The organism is Paenibacillus ilasis, assembly GCF_043195395.1.
In the GTDB taxonomy this organism is placed as follows: Bacteria; Bacillota; Bacilli; order Paenibacillales; family Paenibacillaceae; genus Paenibacillus_AQ; species Paenibacillus_AQ lautus.
Window position 1 is genome coordinate 335905 of record NZ_JBHDJG010000001.1, and the last position, 18194, is coordinate 354098.

The window sequence follows — 18194 nt, forward strand, 5'->3', positions numbered from 1 at the left end:
CGCTCATTGTTTTCGGATAATGCATCTTGCAGTTCCATTATAAATGGACATGGGCTTCAAAAATTCTTCTACCTTGCGCTGTTATTCCGATCCTTCTCAAACAAGAGCAAAGGCAGATTGACAACAATCGGCGGGTCGTAGGGCAGAGGCTCGCGCAAGGTAATCTTCACGGCGAGATCGGTTCCTTCGTCGATATGGACAGGATCCTCCAGCTTGCCGCGCAAGGATTTGCCCAGCAGAAAATAATCCCGTGGATTGAGGCTCCAGGGGATGCCCGCTGCCAGCATATAATACGTGCCGTTTGGAATGCCTGTTAGGATACAGGTTCGGTTCTTATTGACAGCCGTACCGGAAACGGGCCTCTGATCAGGCACGGGTCTTGGGAACAGACCGACGTAAATCATGCCGCGAAATGCCTCGGGAGCTTCGATCCGGCAATGTATTCTGGGCAGAGCATGTCTTTCTTCCTCTGCCCAGGCTAAGGGCTTATGCTCATATTGATTCACGTAACGATGCAGGGACTCGGTGGTGGAGCGGAACCTTTTCGGAGACAGACCGACAAACTGCTTAAAGCGGGTATTGAAGGTGCCTGGACTTGCCAAACCGATGCTCATTCCGATTTTTACAAGCAGGGAAGGACTTTGAAGGAGCTCAATTTTGCCGGATTCAACCCGGAGCGCGGACAGGTATTGCCTGAGCGATATGCCGGTTACTCGTTTGAATACTCTGGAGAAATGGAAGGGGCTATATCCCACTAGATCGGCGAGCTGCTCGGTCGTCATGGGCTCGTCCAGATGCTCCTTCATATATTGAATGGTTTGATTTACGGCTTCGGTATGTGCGTCATTCATTAGGATCACCAACTTCATTTTTTGGGCTTTACATGATAGCAAGCCTTTTTCCACATTTATGAAGTTCTCCTTGTCGAATGCAATTTCCTTCCCCGATTCGGTTGCCCATTCATGGAAAGGCCGTTAAACTTAAAGGATAAAGGCTTTTCGAAACGGAAAACCAAGGTGAATTAAGGAGTTTTTATCCATGAATGTGGAAACAAATGATAGAGAATCGATGAATATGGATACAGCGCGGGATTATCTGCAGAAATATTACGGCTATCCTGATTTTCGGGAGGGCCAGAAAAAAATCGTTGCCAGTCTACTGACGGGTCAGGATACGCTCGGGATTATGCCGACGGGCGGAGGCAAATCAATCTGTTATCAGATTCCGGCGCTCCTGTGTCCGGGTCTGACGTTAGTCGTATCGCCTTTGATTTCCTTAATGAAGGATCAGGTGGATGCACTCACAACAGCGGGCGTAGCGGCAGCCTATATCAACAGCACGCTCAGCGGCAAGGAAGTGAACGAGCGCATACGTGCGGCCAAGCGCGGAGAACTGAAGCTGTTATATGTCGCCCCGGAACGGCTTGAACTGGATTGGTTCCGGGAGGAGATGGCCGGTCTCGACATTTCGATTGTGGCTGTCGATGAAGCGCACTGCGTATCCCAGTGGGGGCATGATTTCCGAACCAGCTATCTCTCGGTCGCTCCTTTTGTTAAAGGGCTCCCGAACCGTCCGATTGTGGCAGCCTTTACGGCCACGGCCACGCCTGAAGTGATGGAGGACATGCAGCGTCTGCTTCGACTGGAACAGCCGCAGGTGTTCGTGACGGGTCTTGGACGCGATAATCTGGAGATGTCGGTGCTTCGCGGTGAGAACAAGCGGGAGTTTGTGCTGGACTATGCGGCCTCGCATACCCACCAGCCGGGAATCATCTATGCCGCCACTCGTAAAGAGGTGGATGATTTATGCCAGCGCCTTCAAGCCAAGGGGCTTCTTGCGGGGCGATACCATGCCGGCATGAGTGACGCGGAGCGAGCGGAGAGCCAGGAGGCCTTCCTCTATGACGATATTCGCGTTATTGTGGCAACGAACGCATTCGGTATGGGGATCGATAAATCCAACGTCCGGTATGTCATCCATTACAATATGCCGAAAAATATGGAGTCCTACGTGCAGGAAGCGGGTCGCGCCGGACGGGACGGGGAGCCCAGCCAGTGCATACTGCTGTTCAGCGCCCAGGATATTATGACGCAGAAATTTCTGATCGAACAGAATCCCCAGGAGGGCGAGCGCAAGCAGAACGACTACCGGAAGCTGCAGCAGATGATCGATTACTGCTACACCACCCGGTGCCTGCGCAGCGCGATGCTGGATTATTTCGGGGAAGAGCACGAAGATAAGCCCTGCGGTACGTGCAGCTCCTGCACGGATGACCGGGAGCTTGTCGATATCACGGTGGATGCGCAGAAAATCTTCTCCTGCATCCACCGGATGCGCGAACGCTTTGGCGTGTCTATGGTCGCCTCCGTGCTGAAGGGCTCACGGGCGAAAAAAGTGCTGGAATACGGCTTTGACCGCCTTCCAACCTACGGCGTGATGTCGAATCGGACCGAGAAGGAGATATCCGAGACGATCAATGTGCTCATCTCGGAAGGGTTCCTGGCGCTGACGGAAGGCCAATACCCTGTCGTGAAACTGCAAAGCGAGGCGGCCGATGTGTTAAAAGGGCAGCGCGAAGTGATGCAGCGCGTTCCGCGTCCTTCCAAAGCCGCAGGCAGCCAGCGCAGCGGCAGCCGCCGCGATTATTCGCCGTCAGCCGTCAACGAGACGGTGTTCGAGCAGCTGCGCTTGATTCGGCGTGAGCTGGCAAGCAAAGAGCATGTGCCGTCCTACATCATTTTTAACGACGCAACATTGCGGGAGATGAGTGTGGTTTGCCCGCAAAGCGAGGATGAGATGCTGAATGTCAAAGGGGTCGGCGAAGTGAAATTCCGTAAATACGGCCGTCCGTTCCTGGAATTCTTCCTGAATGGTCAGGGCACATCGAGTGACGGTGACGACTTGTACGACTATGAATAATAGGCTGGCATAACCGGCAGAAACTAATTTAGAAGGAAAGTGGACCCTACCATGAAAGTCATACTATCAACCTTGAATGCCAAGTACATTCATACCTCCTTGGCCATTCGCTGCCTGAAAGCATACAGCGAGAAGGATTTCGATATCGAACTGACGGAGTACACGATTAAGGACCCCGTGATGAATATCGTCTCCGACCTGTTCCAGCGCAAGCCGGATGTGATCGGATTCTCCTGTTATATATGGAATATCGAAGAAACGATTAAAGTGATCGACATCGTGAAAAAGATTATGCCGGAGGTCACGATCATACTGGGCGGACCTGAAGTATCCTACGATACGGAGTATTGGATGAAACGGCTCCACAATGTCGACTTTATCGTCATGGGTGAAGGCGAGGAGACCTTCCACCATTTGCTGCAAACGATAGAAGGTGACCGGAAGTATCATTTCGTCTATGGCGTAGCTTACCGCAAGCAGGACGAAGTCATTGTGAATCCCGGGAGACCGAAGAGCATTCTGGCGGAGCTGCCTTCCCCGCATCGTTTTCCGGAGGATATCCCGCATCTCGGGAAGCGGGTGGTCTATTTCGAGACCAGCCGGGGCTGTCCCTTCAGCTGCCAGTTCTGCCTGTCGAGCATTGAGGTGGGGGTTCGCTATTACGATATTGAACGGACCAAGGCGGATATTCTCTACCTGATCGAGAACGGAGCGAAATTGATCAAGTTCGTAGACCGCACCTTTAACATTAAGCGGGATTACGCGCTTGAAATGTTCGAGTTTTTGATTGAAAACCATGGCGGCTGCGTGTTCCAGTTTGAGATCACGGCGGATATCATGCGTCCCGAGGTGCTCGATTATTTGGCGAAAAATGCGCCTCCCGGCATTTTCCGGTTTGAAATCGGGGTGCAGTCAACCAACGATCCGACAAACGAGCTGGTGAAGCGTCGCCAGAATTTCACCAAGCTGTCGCGCACGGTGACCATGATCAAGGACAGCCGCAAAATCGACCAGCATTTGGATTTGATCGCAGGTCTTCCGGAAGAGGATTACGATACGTTCCGCAAAACGTTTAACGACGTATTTGCGCTTGGGCCGGAGGAACTGCAGCTAGGCTTCTTGAAGATGCTGCGGGGAACCGGGCTGCGGATCGATGCGGACAAGTATAACTACACTTATATGGATCATGCTCCGTATGAGATTCTGGGCAGCGACGTGCTTCCGTTCTCGGATATCGTCCGATTAAAGAGACTGGAGGATGTGCTGGAGAAGTATTGGAATGCGCACCGGATGGACCATACCCTGAATTATTTGATGAAGCATGAATTTACGTCGCCGTTTGATTTCTTCCAAGAGTTTGGCGACTACTGGGAAGGACAGGGCTGGCAGAAAATCGGCCATCAGCTCGAGGACCTGTTCACCCGTTTAACAGCTTTCCTTGAAGATCGGAAGACCCCGCATATGGACGTTGTCTCCGGTCTGATGAAGTTTGATTATTTCCTGGGCCATAAGTATAAACCGCGGAAAATATGGTGGGATCATACCCAGGACAAAGCGCAGTGGAACGCCAATGTTCGCAAAATCGTTGAGGAACCTGCGGCCCTATCCGCCGGTTTTGCCGATCTGGGGATTACGGAGCGCGATCTGCAGAAACATGCGATGATCGAGGTGCTGCCATTTAACCTCAGCGATGCCATCCAGGGCGGCACCGGATTCCCGGACAGCGCCGACCATGCAACGATGCTGCTGGTATTGTACCAGCAGAACGAAACAGGGCAGCCGCAGTACTACACCATGCCTGTGGAGTTAGCGAAGCAGGCATAGTAGAGGAAGCGAAGGACAACCCTTTTATCAGAACTTGAAACGAGCGGCTTGTCCGTTTTGGCAAAATATCTTTCTTCAAGGATTAGGGATAGGTAAGGACTGATAGGATTGAAACTGTGATCATGCCCCCTCGTTATCGTAACGGACGGTATCCTGGGCGTCCCGGAATAAAACACCCTTGGGATCGGTATTCTAATCGCATCAACCGATGAGGAGGGGATGTTTATGAACGGGAAACAGAAGGGGCGGGAACAGCATCCGCAGGACGAGCCCACCATTGCGCCGGGCATGGAAACCAATGACGATCTGCGCGAAGAGGCTACGGAGGATGAAGTAGCGCATGGCGAGTACACCGAGGTCACGCAGCTGATCATTGACCGCACGCCGAACGAAGAAGAGTAAGAAGCTGGGTTGTCCCGTTAAGTAGGTTTACTTACTTGACGGATAGCTTGTCAGATTAAAAAAAAGCGTCATACAACAGACAGAGGGGGTGTCCCAAAAAGGTCAATTGACCTTTTGGGACACCCCCTTTTTAATTCGTCCTGCATCATTCTTTTACATCATCCGTTTCGATTCTTGCGGTGTCTGCTGTCTCATGCAATCCCGCTGTGTGCCGTTCGAGCCAGTCGAGAACATGTGCCGCTACTTCATCCCGGTTGATTTCATGCAGCATTTCGTGGCGGCCGCCGGGATACAAACGGTATTCAAGATCCTGAATGCCATGTTTCCGGTACAATTCGATCAACCGCCGTACGCCTTTACCGCGGTGTCCGACCGGATCATCCTCGCCCGAGAAAATATAGACCGGCTTATCCTTTAGAAGGCATTCCATCAGTTGAGGTTTATGAATCTGGGACAGCAGCTTGAAGAAATCATGGAAGAAACGAGCGCTGCATACCTGACCGCAGTAGGGGTCGTTGATATACTTATCCACTTCCGCTTCATCCCGGGATAACCAATCAAATGGAGTGCGAATAGGACCGAAACCTTTGTTGTAAGGGCCGAACACGATGGCGTTCAGCATCAGACTCCGGTGCGTGTTTCCTTGGAGGCGCATTTGGGCCGCTGCCAGATTCAAACCGAACGCTAGCAGTCTCTGGGGACCGTTGGTCCCGGACAGCATGAATCCGTCGAATAATCGGCCGTTCGAACACATGATCTTTTGGGTCAAAAAAGATCCCATGCTGTGACCCATCAAGTAATGTGGAACATCCCCATGGCGCTTTTTAAGCTCGGAAGCAAGAAGCAGCAGGTCTTCAATCATCCCTTCGAATCCATTCTCCCCGGCATCGCCGAGAAGCGTAAGGCCGGACGTTTGTCCATGACCCCGATGGTCGTTGCAGTACACGGCGTAGCCGTGTGCTGTAAGCAACTCGGCAAGCTCCTCGTATCGTATGCCGGTTTCGCACATGCCATGCGCAATTTGCACGATGGCACGAATAGGATGGTCCGGCTCGGGCAGCCATTGATATACAAAAACATGCATGCCCTGCGTATTCAGCATCGTAAACGTGTCGGTTTGCATTACAGGCCTAACACCTCCACAAAAACGAATGGTTATTTCAATTATTTATACCCTGTTTAAGGAAGATAGGAACGAAGAACCGTAGATTGCCCATCCAATGTATATGCACCCAGGTTAGCTGGCAGCAGGAAGCATTGTCCGGAGGTATAATCGATGGAGCCGTTATCCCAGCTGAGGGTTCCTTGACCATCGCATACCACCACGATCGTGAAGCTTTCAACTGAAGTGGACAAGGACCAGGCACCGTTAACAACGCCTTTTTCGACTACAAAATAAGGAGATTTGGCAAGCTCAAGCCATTCTCCAGGAGCGGTTCCCTCCGTGCTCATGGTAGTTGCGCCCGATCCTTCATAGGTCGTCACGTTTAAGGAGTCCTCAATATGAAGCTCGCGCGGCTTACCGTCCAGCCCTGGTCGATTATAATCAAAAATCCGGTAGGTGGTATCCGAATTTTGCTGAATTTCCGCCACGACAACGCCCGCACACAGCGCATGTACCGTACCGGCAGGTATGTAGAATGTATCTCCGGCTTTTACGGACACTTCTTGCAGCTGGTCCATAACCGTGCCGTTTTCCATGGCCTCTTTCAAAGTCTCGCGGCTGACGCCTTCTTTCAGACCGTATATGATTTTGGCGTCCGGCTTCGCATCCAGTACATACCACATTTCAGTCTTGCCCAGCTCGCCTTTCGGAAGCCCCTCATAGTCATCGGTCGGATGGACCTGAACGGAGAGGTTGTCATTGCAGTCAAGCAGCTTGATCAGCAGCGGAAAACGTCCGTTAACCTCGGAGAATCCTTTGCTGCCAAACCACTCCCGTCCGAATTGCTCCCGCACCTGATCAAGACCGCGGCCGGCAAGTTCACCGTTCACAATGCTGGTTGTACCGTTCGGATGGTCGGCGATCATCCAGCCTTCTCCGATATGTCCTTCAGGAATATCCAAGCCGAATTGCTCCAGGGCACGGCCACCCCACACACGTTCTTTAAATTCGGGTTGGAACAACAATGGATATGGTTTTGTCATGGTAATCATCTACCTTTCATCATGTTTGGAATATGCTATGGATGTTGTAAAGTGCGGCACCTCTCCTAGAACTTATATCATATCGGCTTCTTCCGTTCCAGTGCAATGAGATATGGCGCTTCGGAACGCTGAAGACCACGATATAATATCGTTTGCACTTTGTGCTGGGGTAATTCCGCCGCCCAGGCCAACACGGCGTCCGCTTCGGCATCGCCACCCTTGTGGCCTGGATACAGCACGATGGTGATAATGCCGCCGGGGCGGAGCAGCTCGATGGCAGCCTCCAGAGCCGTCAGTGTGCTGGCGGTTTCCGTCATGATCCGTTTATCCGATGAATCTGACGGAAGGTAACCGAGATTGAACATGATCGCACCCATGCGGCCATGCTCGCGCTCAGGTACGCATTCTCCCATAAGCGCATGGCTCTGATGGTGAAGAGTAACCTCTGCAAGGGTGTCTGGGGGTTCCTTGTCCAGCCTATCACGAGTCAGCTGCAGCGCCTGTTCCTGAATATCAAAAGCGTACACTTTGCCCTTTGAGCCTGTGCATTTGGCTAGATACAGCGTATCGGCCCCGGTTCCGGCCGTCGCATCCAGCGCAATGTCTCCAGGCCGCAGCCTTTCGGACACGAGTTTGTGGGCAAAACTCAAAACCGAGAGGAAGCCCATCAGGATCCCCCCCACAATTTACCCTGCCATGTATCCCGGCGTTTAAGCTCGGCGTCAATGCCGTTAAGCACTTCCCATTTCTTGAGACTCCACGTCGGGCCGATCAAGAGATCCCGTGGAGCGTCTCCGGTCAGACGATGAACAATCATATCCGGGGGCAAGAGCTCCAGGCTGTCTGCGATAAGGCTGATGTATTCGTCCTGCTCCAGGAACCGCAGCAGCCCGGCCTCATATTGTTTCACCATCGGCGTCTTGCGCATGAGGTGCAGCAGGTGGATCTTGATTCCCTGCACATCCATCTTGGAGACCGCTCGGCCGGTGGCGAGCATCATGTCATGGTCCTCTTGCGGAAGGCCATAAATGATGTGTGTGCAGACACGGATGTTATGCTTGCGCAGCTTTTCGACCGCTTCCAGATAACATTCGGTATCATGGGCACGGTTGATCAGCTCGGAGGTGGAATCATGGATCGTTTGCAGGCCCATTTCCACCCAGAGATAGGTTCGCTCATTCAGCTCCGCCAAGTATTCCACGACGTCGTCAGGCAGGCAATCGGGGCGTGTCGCGATCGACAAGCCGACAACACCCGGCTGCTGCAAAATGACTTCATAGTATTCCCGAAGCTCTTCGACCGGAGCATAGGTATTGGTATAGGCTTGGAAATAACCGATGTACTTGGCGCTCGGCCACTTCTGGTGCTGTCGGTCACGGATGGTGTTGAACTGGGTAACAAGATCATCCCGACGCCGTCCGGCAAAATCACCGGAGCCGCGGGCGCTGCAGAAGGTGCACCCGCCCTTGGCAATCGTGCCGTCGCGGTTCGGGCACGTAAAGCCCGCATCCAGCATAACCTTGAATACTTTTTCCTCGAATTGGCTGCGCATCTCGTAATTCCATGTATGAAATCGTTTGTCGCCCCATAACGTTGGGGCGGGTTTAAGTGGTGTACTCATGTGTGCTCCTTTTATAGCCGCATAAGATGAATAGAGACAGACAGCCTATAGCCGTGCCTCCAAGTATACATGTTTGACTTAACCTTTACTTAAGCAGATATGTCCATTGTAACAAAAAATAAAACTTTGCGTTATATACAGGTCTTCAAGCCTAATTAAAATGTTGTTACTTGAATGAATTGCATATAATTGGTATATTTAAAATAGAAAAATAAAAATATGATTCAAGCAATTTTGGCATGGGTATATATCGGATAGGATTCATATTTGTGTGACGTCATGGATACAATAATACCGTGAGGTGATTACGAATGAATTCATCGACAGTAAAGAATGAGAGTAGAGACAAAATCGCTGTGGAGCTTACCCCGAACGAAGCTTTAGCCCTTACCGGCGTGGAGTTTAACTCCAACCAGGATGTGAAGGCTTCGGCACGTCGCAAGATTCGGGCCGCCTTTGAGAAGACGTTTGATTTTGCGTCGGAAGAAAGGTAGATTATTCACAGTTTAACCATCGCGGAACCCCAATTCCAAATATAAGAAAGAGGAACCTAAATTCTTTGCGTTAAGCAGAGCATAGGTTCCTTTTTCTATGGGGCTCTTTACTTTTGGGATTAACTTCGTCACAATAAATGCAGTATCGGGATATCATTCTAAATTTACTTGGAAAGTTTCGGAGGTATGACATGCGTTTACGCGGAAGAAAAGGTATACGGGAAAATCTGGAGCAGCAGGAAGACCTGGTCGTTTTGGACCCCGGTCAATATAGAGGAAAATGGGCTTCATTATTTGGCAATGACCTTCCGATTCATGTCGAATTCGGCATGGGCAAGGGCCAATTTATCAGCCAGATGAGTTACAAGCATCAGCAAGTGAATTTTATCGGGGTGGATATGTACGACGAGCTGATTCGCCGTGCAAGCGAAAAAGGACGCAATGTCTGGGCTCAGGACGGTATCGATACCCCGCCGAATTTGAAGCTGGCGCTGTTTAATATCGAGAACGTCGAGCAGGTTTTTGAACCCGGCGAGATCGAACGTTTATATTTAAACTTCAGTGATCCATGGCCAAAATCGAAGCATGCCCGCCGTCGTTTGACGCATCCGCGTTTTTTGGACAAGTATTCCCAGATCCTGAACGAGCGCGGGGAAATTCATTTCAAGACCGATTCGGTTACGCTCTTTGAGTTCTCCCTGAATGCATTTGCCGATTATGGCTTGCAAATGACGAACATTTCGCTGGATCTGCATCGTGACGGATTGAACGAAGAACACGTAATGACAGAATACGAGACCAAATTCGTCGGTCAAGGTATGCAGATTCATCGCTGCGAGGCTATTGTCGGCAAGGAAGCACTTGCTTCCTACCATAAGAACCGCCTTGAAAAATACGGAAAATAACGTCCGTACACTAGCGTTTTCCCAATGATAGCGTTTGCATCTATTATAATAGTAGGAAATCTATCAACTGCGATGACATGTTCGCGGAAAACGACGTAAAAAAAGGTGTGCTCCTCTTCAGGAGTACACCTTTTCGTTTTCCAGCATATCGATGATGCTGCGTGCGCTTTGCATCGGATGGAATCGTTCGATGTCTCGCAAATTTTGCGCCCGTTGCTGTTGGATTACGTCGTATTGATGAAGCAGTTTGTTCATCCAGCTGCCAATAACCTCCAGCGAGTGGATAGGCTCACCCAATCCCTGCGCCGTAAAGTATTGGCAATTCTCTTCTTCCTGCCCCGGAAGAGGTTGATGGAACAGCATCGGGATTCCTTTGGCAAGGCCTTCGGTGCATGTCATGCCGCCAGGCTTCGTAACGAGCAGATCCGACACCTCCATCAGCTTGTCGATCTCGCGCGTAAAACCCAAAATCCGGATGTTCGGATGCTGGAACCGAGGATTGTTCTCCATCTCCTCGCGTCCCTTGTCGTTATTGCCGAGGCAAAATATAATCTGTACTTCTTCCCGCCATCGGGTCAAAAATTCATGCACAACTTCGTCATTCATGATGCCCCAGCCTCCGCCCATCACAAGCACGGTAGGCATATCGGACAGATGAAATCGTTCCCTGATTTCCTTCTTGCTCGGATGCGTCCAGAAGTCGGGATGGATCGGAATGCCGGTGACCTGAATTTTGGCTTGCGACACCCCGCGATTGAGCAGCTTTCGCTTCACTTCCGGCGTGGACACGAAATATCGGTCGACCTCAGGACTAATCCATGTATCGTGAGCATCATAATCGGTTATAACGGTACACAGAGGCACATCAATGCCCAGCCGTTTCAAACGCGAGATGACCGCGCTTGGTATAAAGTGGGTACACACAATGATGTCGGGTTTGAGCTGTCTAACCACGTTTTTGGTGCTTGTGTAGAACATTCGGTGAAGAGCTAAAGCCGTAAAGCGGTTAAAGGACTTTTGATGGCGATACATGTACCCGACCAATCTTGGGCGAGTTGTAATCGTCTTTCTGTAGGCCGAAATGATCAGTGGAGCGATTTTAGGGTTCAAGAAGCTCCCGAGCTCGAGAACTTTGGTCTGTACGCTAGGCGATAACTGGCGCAGGCTGCTGGAGAGTGCATGAGCGGCCTGTGTATGGCCTGCACCGAACCCTTCAGATAACAGCAAGACTCTTTTTTTAGCCACTACTTTTCACCCGTTCTGCAGCGTTATTCTTTAACTTTAACATATCGACTTTGGGAAAAGAAATCAACCATTCTCCGCTTGTGTTTCAGGGACTTTGGTCCCGGAAGCGGAAACTTTATTCGGCAAGATGCTCGCTGGCACCTTGCTACTTAAGGAGTTAGTCAGCGGCGCGCATTTTGTAGAAAATCAGGGTCCGTGGTCTTTTGACTTGAGTATGAGATGCCGCTACAATGATTCAAACGGACATCAAAAAGTTTATTAGAGAAAGAGCATTGAAAAAACGAAAACTTTTTGGGTGTCTGTTGCGTTTATTTATTGACGGACAAGTCGAAAAAGAAAAAATGGGCAGCCAAGAGAAATAAAAAGCAAGAAAACGGATGAAAATAAGAACTAAAGCCGTTTGAAACGAAGCTTGCTGGCAAACGGGATTGCAAGCTGAGCTCTTTTACGAAGTTTTTCCGTAAATTAGAGCATTCCACGGTTTTGACAAAAGATTCAAAAGTGTGGAAAATCGTGTATGACGTGCAAAGTTGCCCCGCGGCACCGAGGCTACTAGAAGGACAGACACAAGTCACAGGGTCATAGCAACAACAAAAAAAAGCGAAAAACTTAGAGAGAAAAAAATAACAAACATTCTCGGGTTATAAAAAGGGGGTAACGGAGAATCATGACAGACGCCATCTTTATCGCGCTCCAACTATTCTTGGCCGCGGTGGGTGTGTACCAGTTCGTATTCTCTTTGTTTGGTCTGGTCAAAAGAAAAAAGAAACAACAGTTCGAACCCAATAAATCATTTGCAGTGTTAGTTGCTGCGCATAACGAAGAACAGGTTGTCGGGGCATTAATGGAGAACCTGAAACAGCTTAATTATCCAAAACATCTGTACGACGTATTTGTCATCTGTGACAACTGTACAGACCGTACAGCAGAGATCGTCCGTGCCCACGGGATGAACGCATGCGTGCGTACGAATCAGAATCTCCGAGGCAAAGGTTATGCCATCGAATGGATGCTGAAAGAGCTCTGGGCGATGCCGCGGCAGTACGACGCGGTCGTCATGTTTGACGCCGATAATCTGGCGGATCCGAATTTCTTGAACGAAATGAACAATGATCTTTGCTCTGGAGCGAGAGTTATCCAGGGATATATCGATACCAAGAACCCTGAGGATTCCTGGATCACTGCTTCTTATGGGGTGTCTTACTGGTATATCAACCGCTTGTGGCAGCTTTCCCGCAGCAATCTGAACATGGCGAACTTCCTTGGCGGTACGGGAATGTGCTTTGAGACCAATCTCTTGAAGGAGATCGGCTGGGGCGCTACCAGTCTGGTTGAGGACTTGGAGTTCACGATGCGCAGCGTTATGCGCGGGGTGTATCCGAAGTTCAATTATGACGCGAAGGTATTTGACGAAAAGCCGCTTACGTTTAAGGCTTCGGCCAGACAACGCCTGCGCTGGATGCAGGGTCACTTTACGGTTGCCCGCCGTTATTTCTTCCCGCTGCTGTGGCGTGCCATTAAAGAACGCAGCCTTGTGAAGCTGGATTTGGCCTTGTACGGAGTCAACGTTTACATCGTGCTGCTGACTTTCTTGTTGACGGCCATCATCTGGGTGGACAGCTCATTCTTCAATGGTCCGAATATCGCGAACCTGTACGGTTATTTACCGTTATGGCTGAGCTTTACAGCGATCGCGGCGAATGTGTTCACGTTCATGATCGCGATGATTCTGGAGAAGGTGAAGTACAAGAAGGTGTACATGTATCTGGTGCTGTTCCCGATTTACCTGCTGTCGTGGTATCCCATCACGGTGTATGCGTTCTTCACGCAGAACAACAAGCAGTGGAGCCATACGGAGCATACCCGGGTTGTGCGTCTTGAAGAAGTTCAAAGCAAACAAGGCTGATCCAATTTTTTTATTCCATCTGTGTTGACAGAAGATAGGATGACCTGTTATACTATCCTAGTCTGTTAAACAGAATATCTGATTGCAAGCAGAAGCGCCGCTTCTCACCTGACCGACATGTGTTGGCTGGTTTGATCACGAAATCAATGAATGGATTTAACTTCATTTGTGAGATGAGTATCAAATAGGGATGTCGGTGATTAACCCGTCATCCCTTTATTTTTTTTGCAAACAGGAACAACAAGTAATTTGGAGGTGGAGGACTATCAGTAAGGAACATATGATCAATGACGAGATTCGGGCCAAGGAAGTACGTTTGGTTGGTGCCGAAGGTGAGCAAATCGGGATCAAGCCGATTCGTGAAGCACTGCAAATGGCAATTGATCTCAATCTGGATCTGGTGAACGTGGCCCCTCAGGCGAAACCGCCGGTATGCCGCATCATGGACTACGGTAAATTCCGCTATGAGCAGCAGAAGAAAGAGAAGGAAGCACGTAAGAACCAGAAAATTGTGGATATCAAAGAAGTATGGTTCCGAGCCAACATTGAGGAGCATGATTATCAAACCAAGCTTCGCAATGTCGTTAAGTTTTTGAAAGACGGCGACAAAGTGAAATGCTCTGTGCGTTTCCGTGGTCGTGAAATCACCCATGCTAACATTGGTCAAAAGATTTTGGAGCGCGTGAAGGTGGAAGTGGCGGATCTCTGCGTCATTGAACGTCAACCGAAATTGGAAGGCCGAAGCATGATTATGATTTTGGCTCCAAAAGCCTAAGAGAAATTAGAGGAGGAAGTACTACAATGCCTAAAATGAAAACACATAGCAGCCTGAAAGGCCGCTTCAAGATTACTGGTACTGGTAAAGTTAAACGTTATAAAGCTTACAAAAACCACTTGCTTTCCCACAAATCCAAGCGTGCGAAGCGCGTATTGTCCAATAGCCCAGTTATGGCGCCTGGAGATGTTAAACGTTTGAAGCAAGGTCTGGCTAACTTGAAATAGTAAACAACAATTATTGGGAGGTCTTTTGATATGGCACGAGTTAAAGGCGGATTTGTCGTTCGTCGTCGACATAAAAAAGTATTGAAGCTTGCGAAAGGTTATTTCGGTTCCAAACACCGCATTTTTAAAACAGCGAACGAGCAGGTCATGAAATCCCTCGTTTATGCATACCGGGATCGTCGTACTACGAAACGTAATTTCCGTAAATTGTGGATCGTTCGTATCAACGCGGCTGCTCGTCAAAACGGTCTGTCTTACAGCAAATTGATGCATGGTCTGAAGCTTGCTGGCGTGGACATTAACCGTAAAATGCTGGCTGATCTGGCTGTGAATGATCTGAACGCGTTTAATTCTTTGGCTACTGTAGCTAAAGAAAAAGTGAACGCTTAATTATACGTGTATGAAGAAACCGCCGTAATATTACGGCGGTTTTTTTATTTTGCGCTCCTGTCCGTCATACATTGGCATCGTAAGCGCTGAATGATGGGCATGAGGAGTTTTTTACCTATCTTTAGCCATCGTAAGGGCCATGAAACAAGCAAGTGAACTCCTTCCGGAATAGATTGAAATGTATATTACCTGAGGAGGGATCTTATGCACAAGCCTGTCAGCAGGGCAAAAGTGAAATCATATGTGGGCAAACAGATCGTAGCGTATAAGAAGGACGGGACCATGGTGGCAGGCAAGCTGGTACGCGTTTCCGGCAACCGCCTTTTTGTAGAACCGGCAACCAAGGGGAAAAAGGTGAAGACCAAGGCGATTATTCCGCTCGCATTGTTTGACCTTCTTGCCATTGGGACGGCACCTTATGCGTTCGGTGGAGGCTATGGTGGCGGATTCGGTGGGTATCCGGGAGGATACGGCGGCTTCGGACCGGGGTATGGCGGCTTCGGGCCGGGCTTTGGACCTGGTTTCGGACCAGGCTTCTTCTGGTAATTAGAGGAACCAGATCTTCTCCAACTCATAACATCGGCTGGGTTCGATCATTCTTGTCACCGTATAGCCAAGCTTTCGGTAAAAGTTAAGTCCGGTATGGTTGCCAATATCCACCATAACCTTGGCGCGTTTGCATCCGCGGGATACAGCGAAACGTTCGGCATGTTCCATCAATCGGACACCCCACCGTCTTCGCTGTGCGGTGGATGCGACGGCCAGCATATCGATATACAGCAGTTCGCCGTGCATCATAAAATGGATAAAGGCAATGATTTTATCGTTATCCTGAGGCGAAGCAACAAGGGTCACGCCGCGTCGTAATCGAGAGGGAATATCCTTGCGGATGATGTCCAGCTCTTTTTTGGTCATATGGGAAAGCGGGACGAGTTGGGACTCAATGAGTTGTAGAATCATCGGATCATCCAGCTCCGGTGTTCGATAGCGGATCATCGTGTTGTTTCCTCCCTTCACCGCTATTAAGGATAGCTCCATTTATCATATGTAGCAGGGTTTAAGAGCGTGTTTTGCATCAAGGAGGAGAAGGGATTGCTCCAATTGTGAATGAAAACCTTTCATCGGAAGTAAAATAAATGTGTTGACTTCTGGAATGAATGAATCATATAATGTTTCTAAACATTTTAACGAATATATCCAATCGGCAATGATGAGGACGAAGTTTAAAGGGCTCTTTTGCTCAGAGAGTGGATGGATCAGCTGAAACCACCACCAAAACCCCTTTTATACGAGCTCACCTCGGAGCTGTTTCCCTGAAAGATGCTACGCTATGACTTTATCGCATTAAGTCGTAACAGCGTTTATTAGGGGGAATCGTCTTAGTCCACGTTACGGACTGCAGATATTGAAGAGCTGTGTTCATTGTGTTCTTCATACCTGCTGAGGCTTTACACTGCGAAGTGTAGGGCAAACATGGGTGGTACCACGGAAGCTAAACCTTTCGTCCCTCACACGGAGATACTCCGGGTGTGGCGACGGAAGGTTTTTTTGTTGCTTGAAGGAAGAGTGCCAATATTTGAGAGGAGGATGACTGATGAGCGCGCAAACTCCAGAAGTGCGGTCTACAGAACAATTACGAGAGAAATGGTTGAAGCCTGAAGTGATTACCGGATCGGAAATCTTGCTTCGGAGTCTTCTGCTCGAAGGTGTCGAATGCGTCTTTGGGTATCCGGGCGGAGCGGTCCTGTACATCTACGATGCCATGTATGGCTTTGAGGATTTCAATCACGTCTTGACCCGTCACGAACAAGGTGCCATTCATGCAGCTGACGGTTACGCTCGCGCAAGCGGCAAAGTCGGTGTGTGCATAGCGACTTCAGGACCGGGGGCAACAAACCTTGTGACCGGTATCGCAACAGCTTATATGGATTCCGTTCCGCTCGTTGTGATAACCGGTAACGTTGCAACAACCCTGATCGGTACGGACGCTTTCCAGGAAGCGGACATTACGGGCATCACGATGCCGATTACGAAACACAGTTATCTGGTAAGAGATGTAAAGGATCTGCCAAGGGTGATTCACGAAGCCTTCCATATTGCTTCTACCGGCCGCAAAGGTCCGGTACTGATCGATATTCCGAAGGATGTATCCGCGGCAACCACGCTGTTCCAGCCGGAAGAACGAATTCAACTGAGAGGATATAATCCTCGGACGGTACCAAACAAACTTCAGTTGGATAAATTGGCCCGTGCGATTGAGGAAGCCGAGCGTCCTATGATTCTTGCCGGCGGCGGCGTGATTTACTCCGGAGCTCATGAAGGTCTGTACGAATTCGTGAATAAATCCGGGATTCCGATCACGACAACGCTTCTGGGTCTGGGTGCCTTCCCGAGCGGTCATGACTTGTGGACAGGAATGCCGGGCATGCACGGAACCTACACCTCGAACCATGGTATTCAGCAGTCGGACCTGCTGATCAACATCGGGGCGAGATTCGATGACAGGGTTACAGGCAAGCTGGACGGATTCGCGCCACATGCGAAGATCGTTCATATCGACATCGACCCGGCAGAGATCGGCAAGAACGTGCCAACCGATATCCCGATTGTCGGCGATGTGAAGACCGTGCTTGAGATGCTGAATCCGCTCGTTCCATACGCTGCGAAAGCAGATGCCTGGAGAGACCAGATCAGAAAATGGAAAGCCGAATACCCATTCCGTTACGTTGATTCGGATACGGTGCTGAAGCCGCAATGGGTTATCGAAATGCTGAACGACACCACGAAGGGTGAAGCGATTGTAACGACTGACGTTGGCCAGCACCAAATGTGGTCCGCTCAGTATTACAAGTTCAACCAGCCGCGTTCCTGGATCACCTCCGGCGGTCTTGGAACGATGGGCTTCGGATTCCCGTCCGCGATTGGTGCCCAGATGGCCCATCCGGATCGCCTGGTCATTTCGATCAACGGGGACGGCGGCATGCAGATGTGTTCGCAAGAACTTGCCATCTGTGCCATCAACAACATTCCGGTAAAAATCGTTGTCATCAACAACCAGGTGCTTGGCATGGTTCGTCAATGGCAGGAGCTGATTTACGATAACCGTTACAGCCACATCGATCTGGCAGGCAGCCCTGATTTCGTCAAGCTGGCTGAAGCCTACGGTGTCAAAGGACTTCGTGCCACCACGAAAGAAGAAGCACAGCGTGCTTGGGCCGAAGCGATGGAAACACCGGGACCCGTCCTCGTTGAATTCGTTGTAGAGAAAGGCGAGAACGTGTATCCGATGGTGACGCAAGGGTCGACAATCGATCAAATGCTGATGGGGGATGCGTAAG

Annotated in this window: 19 protein-coding genes; 12 read left to right on the top strand and 7 right to left on the bottom strand. The window is 50.0% G+C overall.

The annotated features are described in order from the left end of the window. Nucleotides 1-68: 68 nt before the first annotated feature. Nucleotides 69-851: an AraC family transcriptional regulator gene (locus ACETK5_RS01795; RefSeq protein ID WP_100539516.1), complete on the bottom strand. Its 783-nt coding sequence runs from the start codon at nucleotides 849-851 to the stop codon at nucleotides 69-71. Between the two features lie 187 nt (nucleotides 852-1038). Between ACETK5_RS01795 and recQ the strand changes: the two genes are divergently transcribed. From recQ to ACETK5_RS01810, 3 genes are all read left to right on the top strand, one after another. Beyond that, nucleotides 1039-2919 (top strand): DNA helicase RecQ, encoded by a 1881-nt coding sequence (gene recQ, locus ACETK5_RS01800; RefSeq protein WP_127594475.1) that lies wholly within the window; start codon nucleotides 1039-1041, stop codon nucleotides 2917-2919. Between the two features lie 51 nt (nucleotides 2920-2970). Beyond that, on the top strand, nucleotides 2971-4743 hold the full coding sequence (locus ACETK5_RS01805; protein ID WP_326114342.1) for a B12-binding domain-containing radical SAM protein: 1773 nt from the start codon (nucleotides 2971-2973) through the stop codon (nucleotides 4741-4743). 225 nt (nucleotides 4744-4968) lie between these two features. Continuing rightward, a complete protein-coding gene (locus ACETK5_RS01810) occupies nucleotides 4969-5145 on the top strand; it encodes a hypothetical protein (protein ID WP_326114343.1) in 177 nt (58 codons plus the stop codon). 145 nt (nucleotides 5146-5290) lie between these two features. On the opposite strand, the gene ACETK5_RS01815 is transcribed toward ACETK5_RS01810, so the two are convergent. From ACETK5_RS01815 to mnmL, 4 genes are all read right to left on the bottom strand, one after another. Continuing rightward, nucleotides 5291-6268: an alpha/beta hydrolase gene (locus ACETK5_RS01815; RefSeq protein WP_394054202.1), complete on the bottom strand. Its 978-nt coding sequence runs from the start codon at nucleotides 6266-6268 to the stop codon at nucleotides 5291-5293. 56 nt (nucleotides 6269-6324) lie between these two features. Continuing rightward, nucleotides 6325-7293: a type I phosphomannose isomerase catalytic subunit gene (locus tag ACETK5_RS01820; RefSeq protein ID WP_394054203.1), complete on the bottom strand. Its 969-nt coding sequence runs from the start codon at nucleotides 7291-7293 to the stop codon at nucleotides 6325-6327. A 77-nt stretch (nucleotides 7294-7370) separates the two neighbouring features. Continuing rightward, on the bottom strand, nucleotides 7371-7961 hold the full coding sequence (gene mnmM / locus ACETK5_RS01825; protein WP_127594512.1) for a tRNA 5-(aminomethyl)-2-thiouridylate-methyltransferase MnmM: 591 nt from the start codon (nucleotides 7959-7961) through the stop codon (nucleotides 7371-7373). Further along, entirely contained in the window at nucleotides 7961-8914 is a 954-nt protein-coding gene (gene mnmL, locus ACETK5_RS01830; RefSeq protein ID WP_100538980.1) for a tRNA modification radical SAM protein MnmL/YtqA, read from the bottom strand. The genes mnmM and mnmL overlap by 1 nt, the downstream gene beginning before the upstream one ends. Nucleotides 8915-9225: 311 nt before the next feature. Here mnmL and ACETK5_RS01835 point away from each other — a divergent pair, with 311 nt between their 5' ends. Further along, on the top strand, nucleotides 9226-9408 hold the full coding sequence (locus tag ACETK5_RS01835) for a hypothetical protein (protein ID WP_100538979.1): 183 nt from the start codon (nucleotides 9226-9228) through the stop codon (nucleotides 9406-9408). Nucleotides 9409-9599: 191 nt separating this feature from the next. Beyond that, the gene (gene trmB, locus ACETK5_RS01840; protein ID WP_100538978.1) at nucleotides 9600-10313 is read left to right on the top strand and encodes a tRNA (guanosine(46)-N7)-methyltransferase TrmB; all 714 of its coding nucleotides are present in this window, start codon (nucleotides 9600-9602) and stop codon (nucleotides 10311-10313) included. Between the two features lie 117 nt (nucleotides 10314-10430). Here the strand turns inward: trmB and ACETK5_RS01845 are convergent, their stop codons facing one another. Next, nucleotides 10431-11558, bottom strand: a complete 1128-nt coding sequence (locus tag ACETK5_RS01845) for an MGDG synthase family glycosyltransferase (protein ID WP_100538977.1) — start codon at nucleotides 11556-11558, stop codon at nucleotides 10431-10433. A 230-nt stretch (nucleotides 11559-11788) separates the two neighbouring features. On the opposite strand from ACETK5_RS01845, the gene ACETK5_RS01850 reads away from it, so the two are divergent. The 6 genes from ACETK5_RS01850 to ACETK5_RS01875 all read left to right on the top strand — a co-directional run bounded on the left by ACETK5_RS01850 (nucleotide 11789) and on the right by ACETK5_RS01875 (nucleotide 15402). Next, on the top strand, nucleotides 11789-11920 hold the full coding sequence (locus ACETK5_RS01850) for a hypothetical protein (protein WP_272868169.1): 132 nt from the start codon (nucleotides 11789-11791) through the stop codon (nucleotides 11918-11920). A gap of 305 nt (nucleotides 11921-12225) precedes the next feature. Continuing rightward, the gene (locus ACETK5_RS01855) at nucleotides 12226-13464 is read left to right on the top strand and encodes a glycosyltransferase family 2 protein (RefSeq protein ID WP_009589322.1); all 1239 of its coding nucleotides are present in this window, start codon (nucleotides 12226-12228) and stop codon (nucleotides 13462-13464) included. A 280-nt stretch (nucleotides 13465-13744) separates the two neighbouring features. Further along, entirely contained in the window at nucleotides 13745-14239 is a 495-nt protein-coding gene (infC, locus tag ACETK5_RS01860; protein ID WP_071222668.1) for a translation initiation factor IF-3, read from the top strand. A 26-nt stretch (nucleotides 14240-14265) separates the two neighbouring features. Continuing rightward, nucleotides 14266-14466 carry a 50S ribosomal protein L35 gene (gene rpmI / locus ACETK5_RS01865; RefSeq protein ID WP_007127239.1) on the top strand — a complete coding sequence of 67 codons (201 nt, stop codon included), beginning with the start codon at nucleotides 14266-14268 and terminating at the stop codon, nucleotides 14464-14466. Nucleotides 14467-14496: 30 nt separating this feature from the next. Then, complete coding sequence (rplT, locus tag ACETK5_RS01870; protein ID WP_071222669.1) at nucleotides 14497-14856, top strand: 50S ribosomal protein L20; 360 nt, start codon at nucleotides 14497-14499, stop codon at nucleotides 14854-14856. Between the two features lie 204 nt (nucleotides 14857-15060). Next, nucleotides 15061-15402 (top strand): hypothetical protein, encoded by a 342-nt coding sequence (locus ACETK5_RS01875; RefSeq protein ID WP_100538976.1) that lies wholly within the window; start codon nucleotides 15061-15063, stop codon nucleotides 15400-15402. On the opposite strand, the gene ACETK5_RS01880 is transcribed toward ACETK5_RS01875, so the two are convergent. Continuing rightward, a complete protein-coding gene (locus ACETK5_RS01880) occupies nucleotides 15403-15852 on the bottom strand; it encodes a GNAT family N-acetyltransferase (protein ID WP_100538975.1) in 450 nt (149 codons plus the stop codon). Nucleotides 15853-16450: 598 nt separating this feature from the next. Here ACETK5_RS01880 and ilvB point away from each other — a divergent pair. Beyond that, the gene (gene ilvB, locus ACETK5_RS01885) at nucleotides 16451-18193 is read left to right on the top strand and encodes a biosynthetic-type acetolactate synthase large subunit (protein WP_100538974.1); all 1743 of its coding nucleotides are present in this window, start codon (nucleotides 16451-16453) and stop codon (nucleotides 18191-18193) included. Nucleotide 18194: the final 1 nt, after the last annotated feature.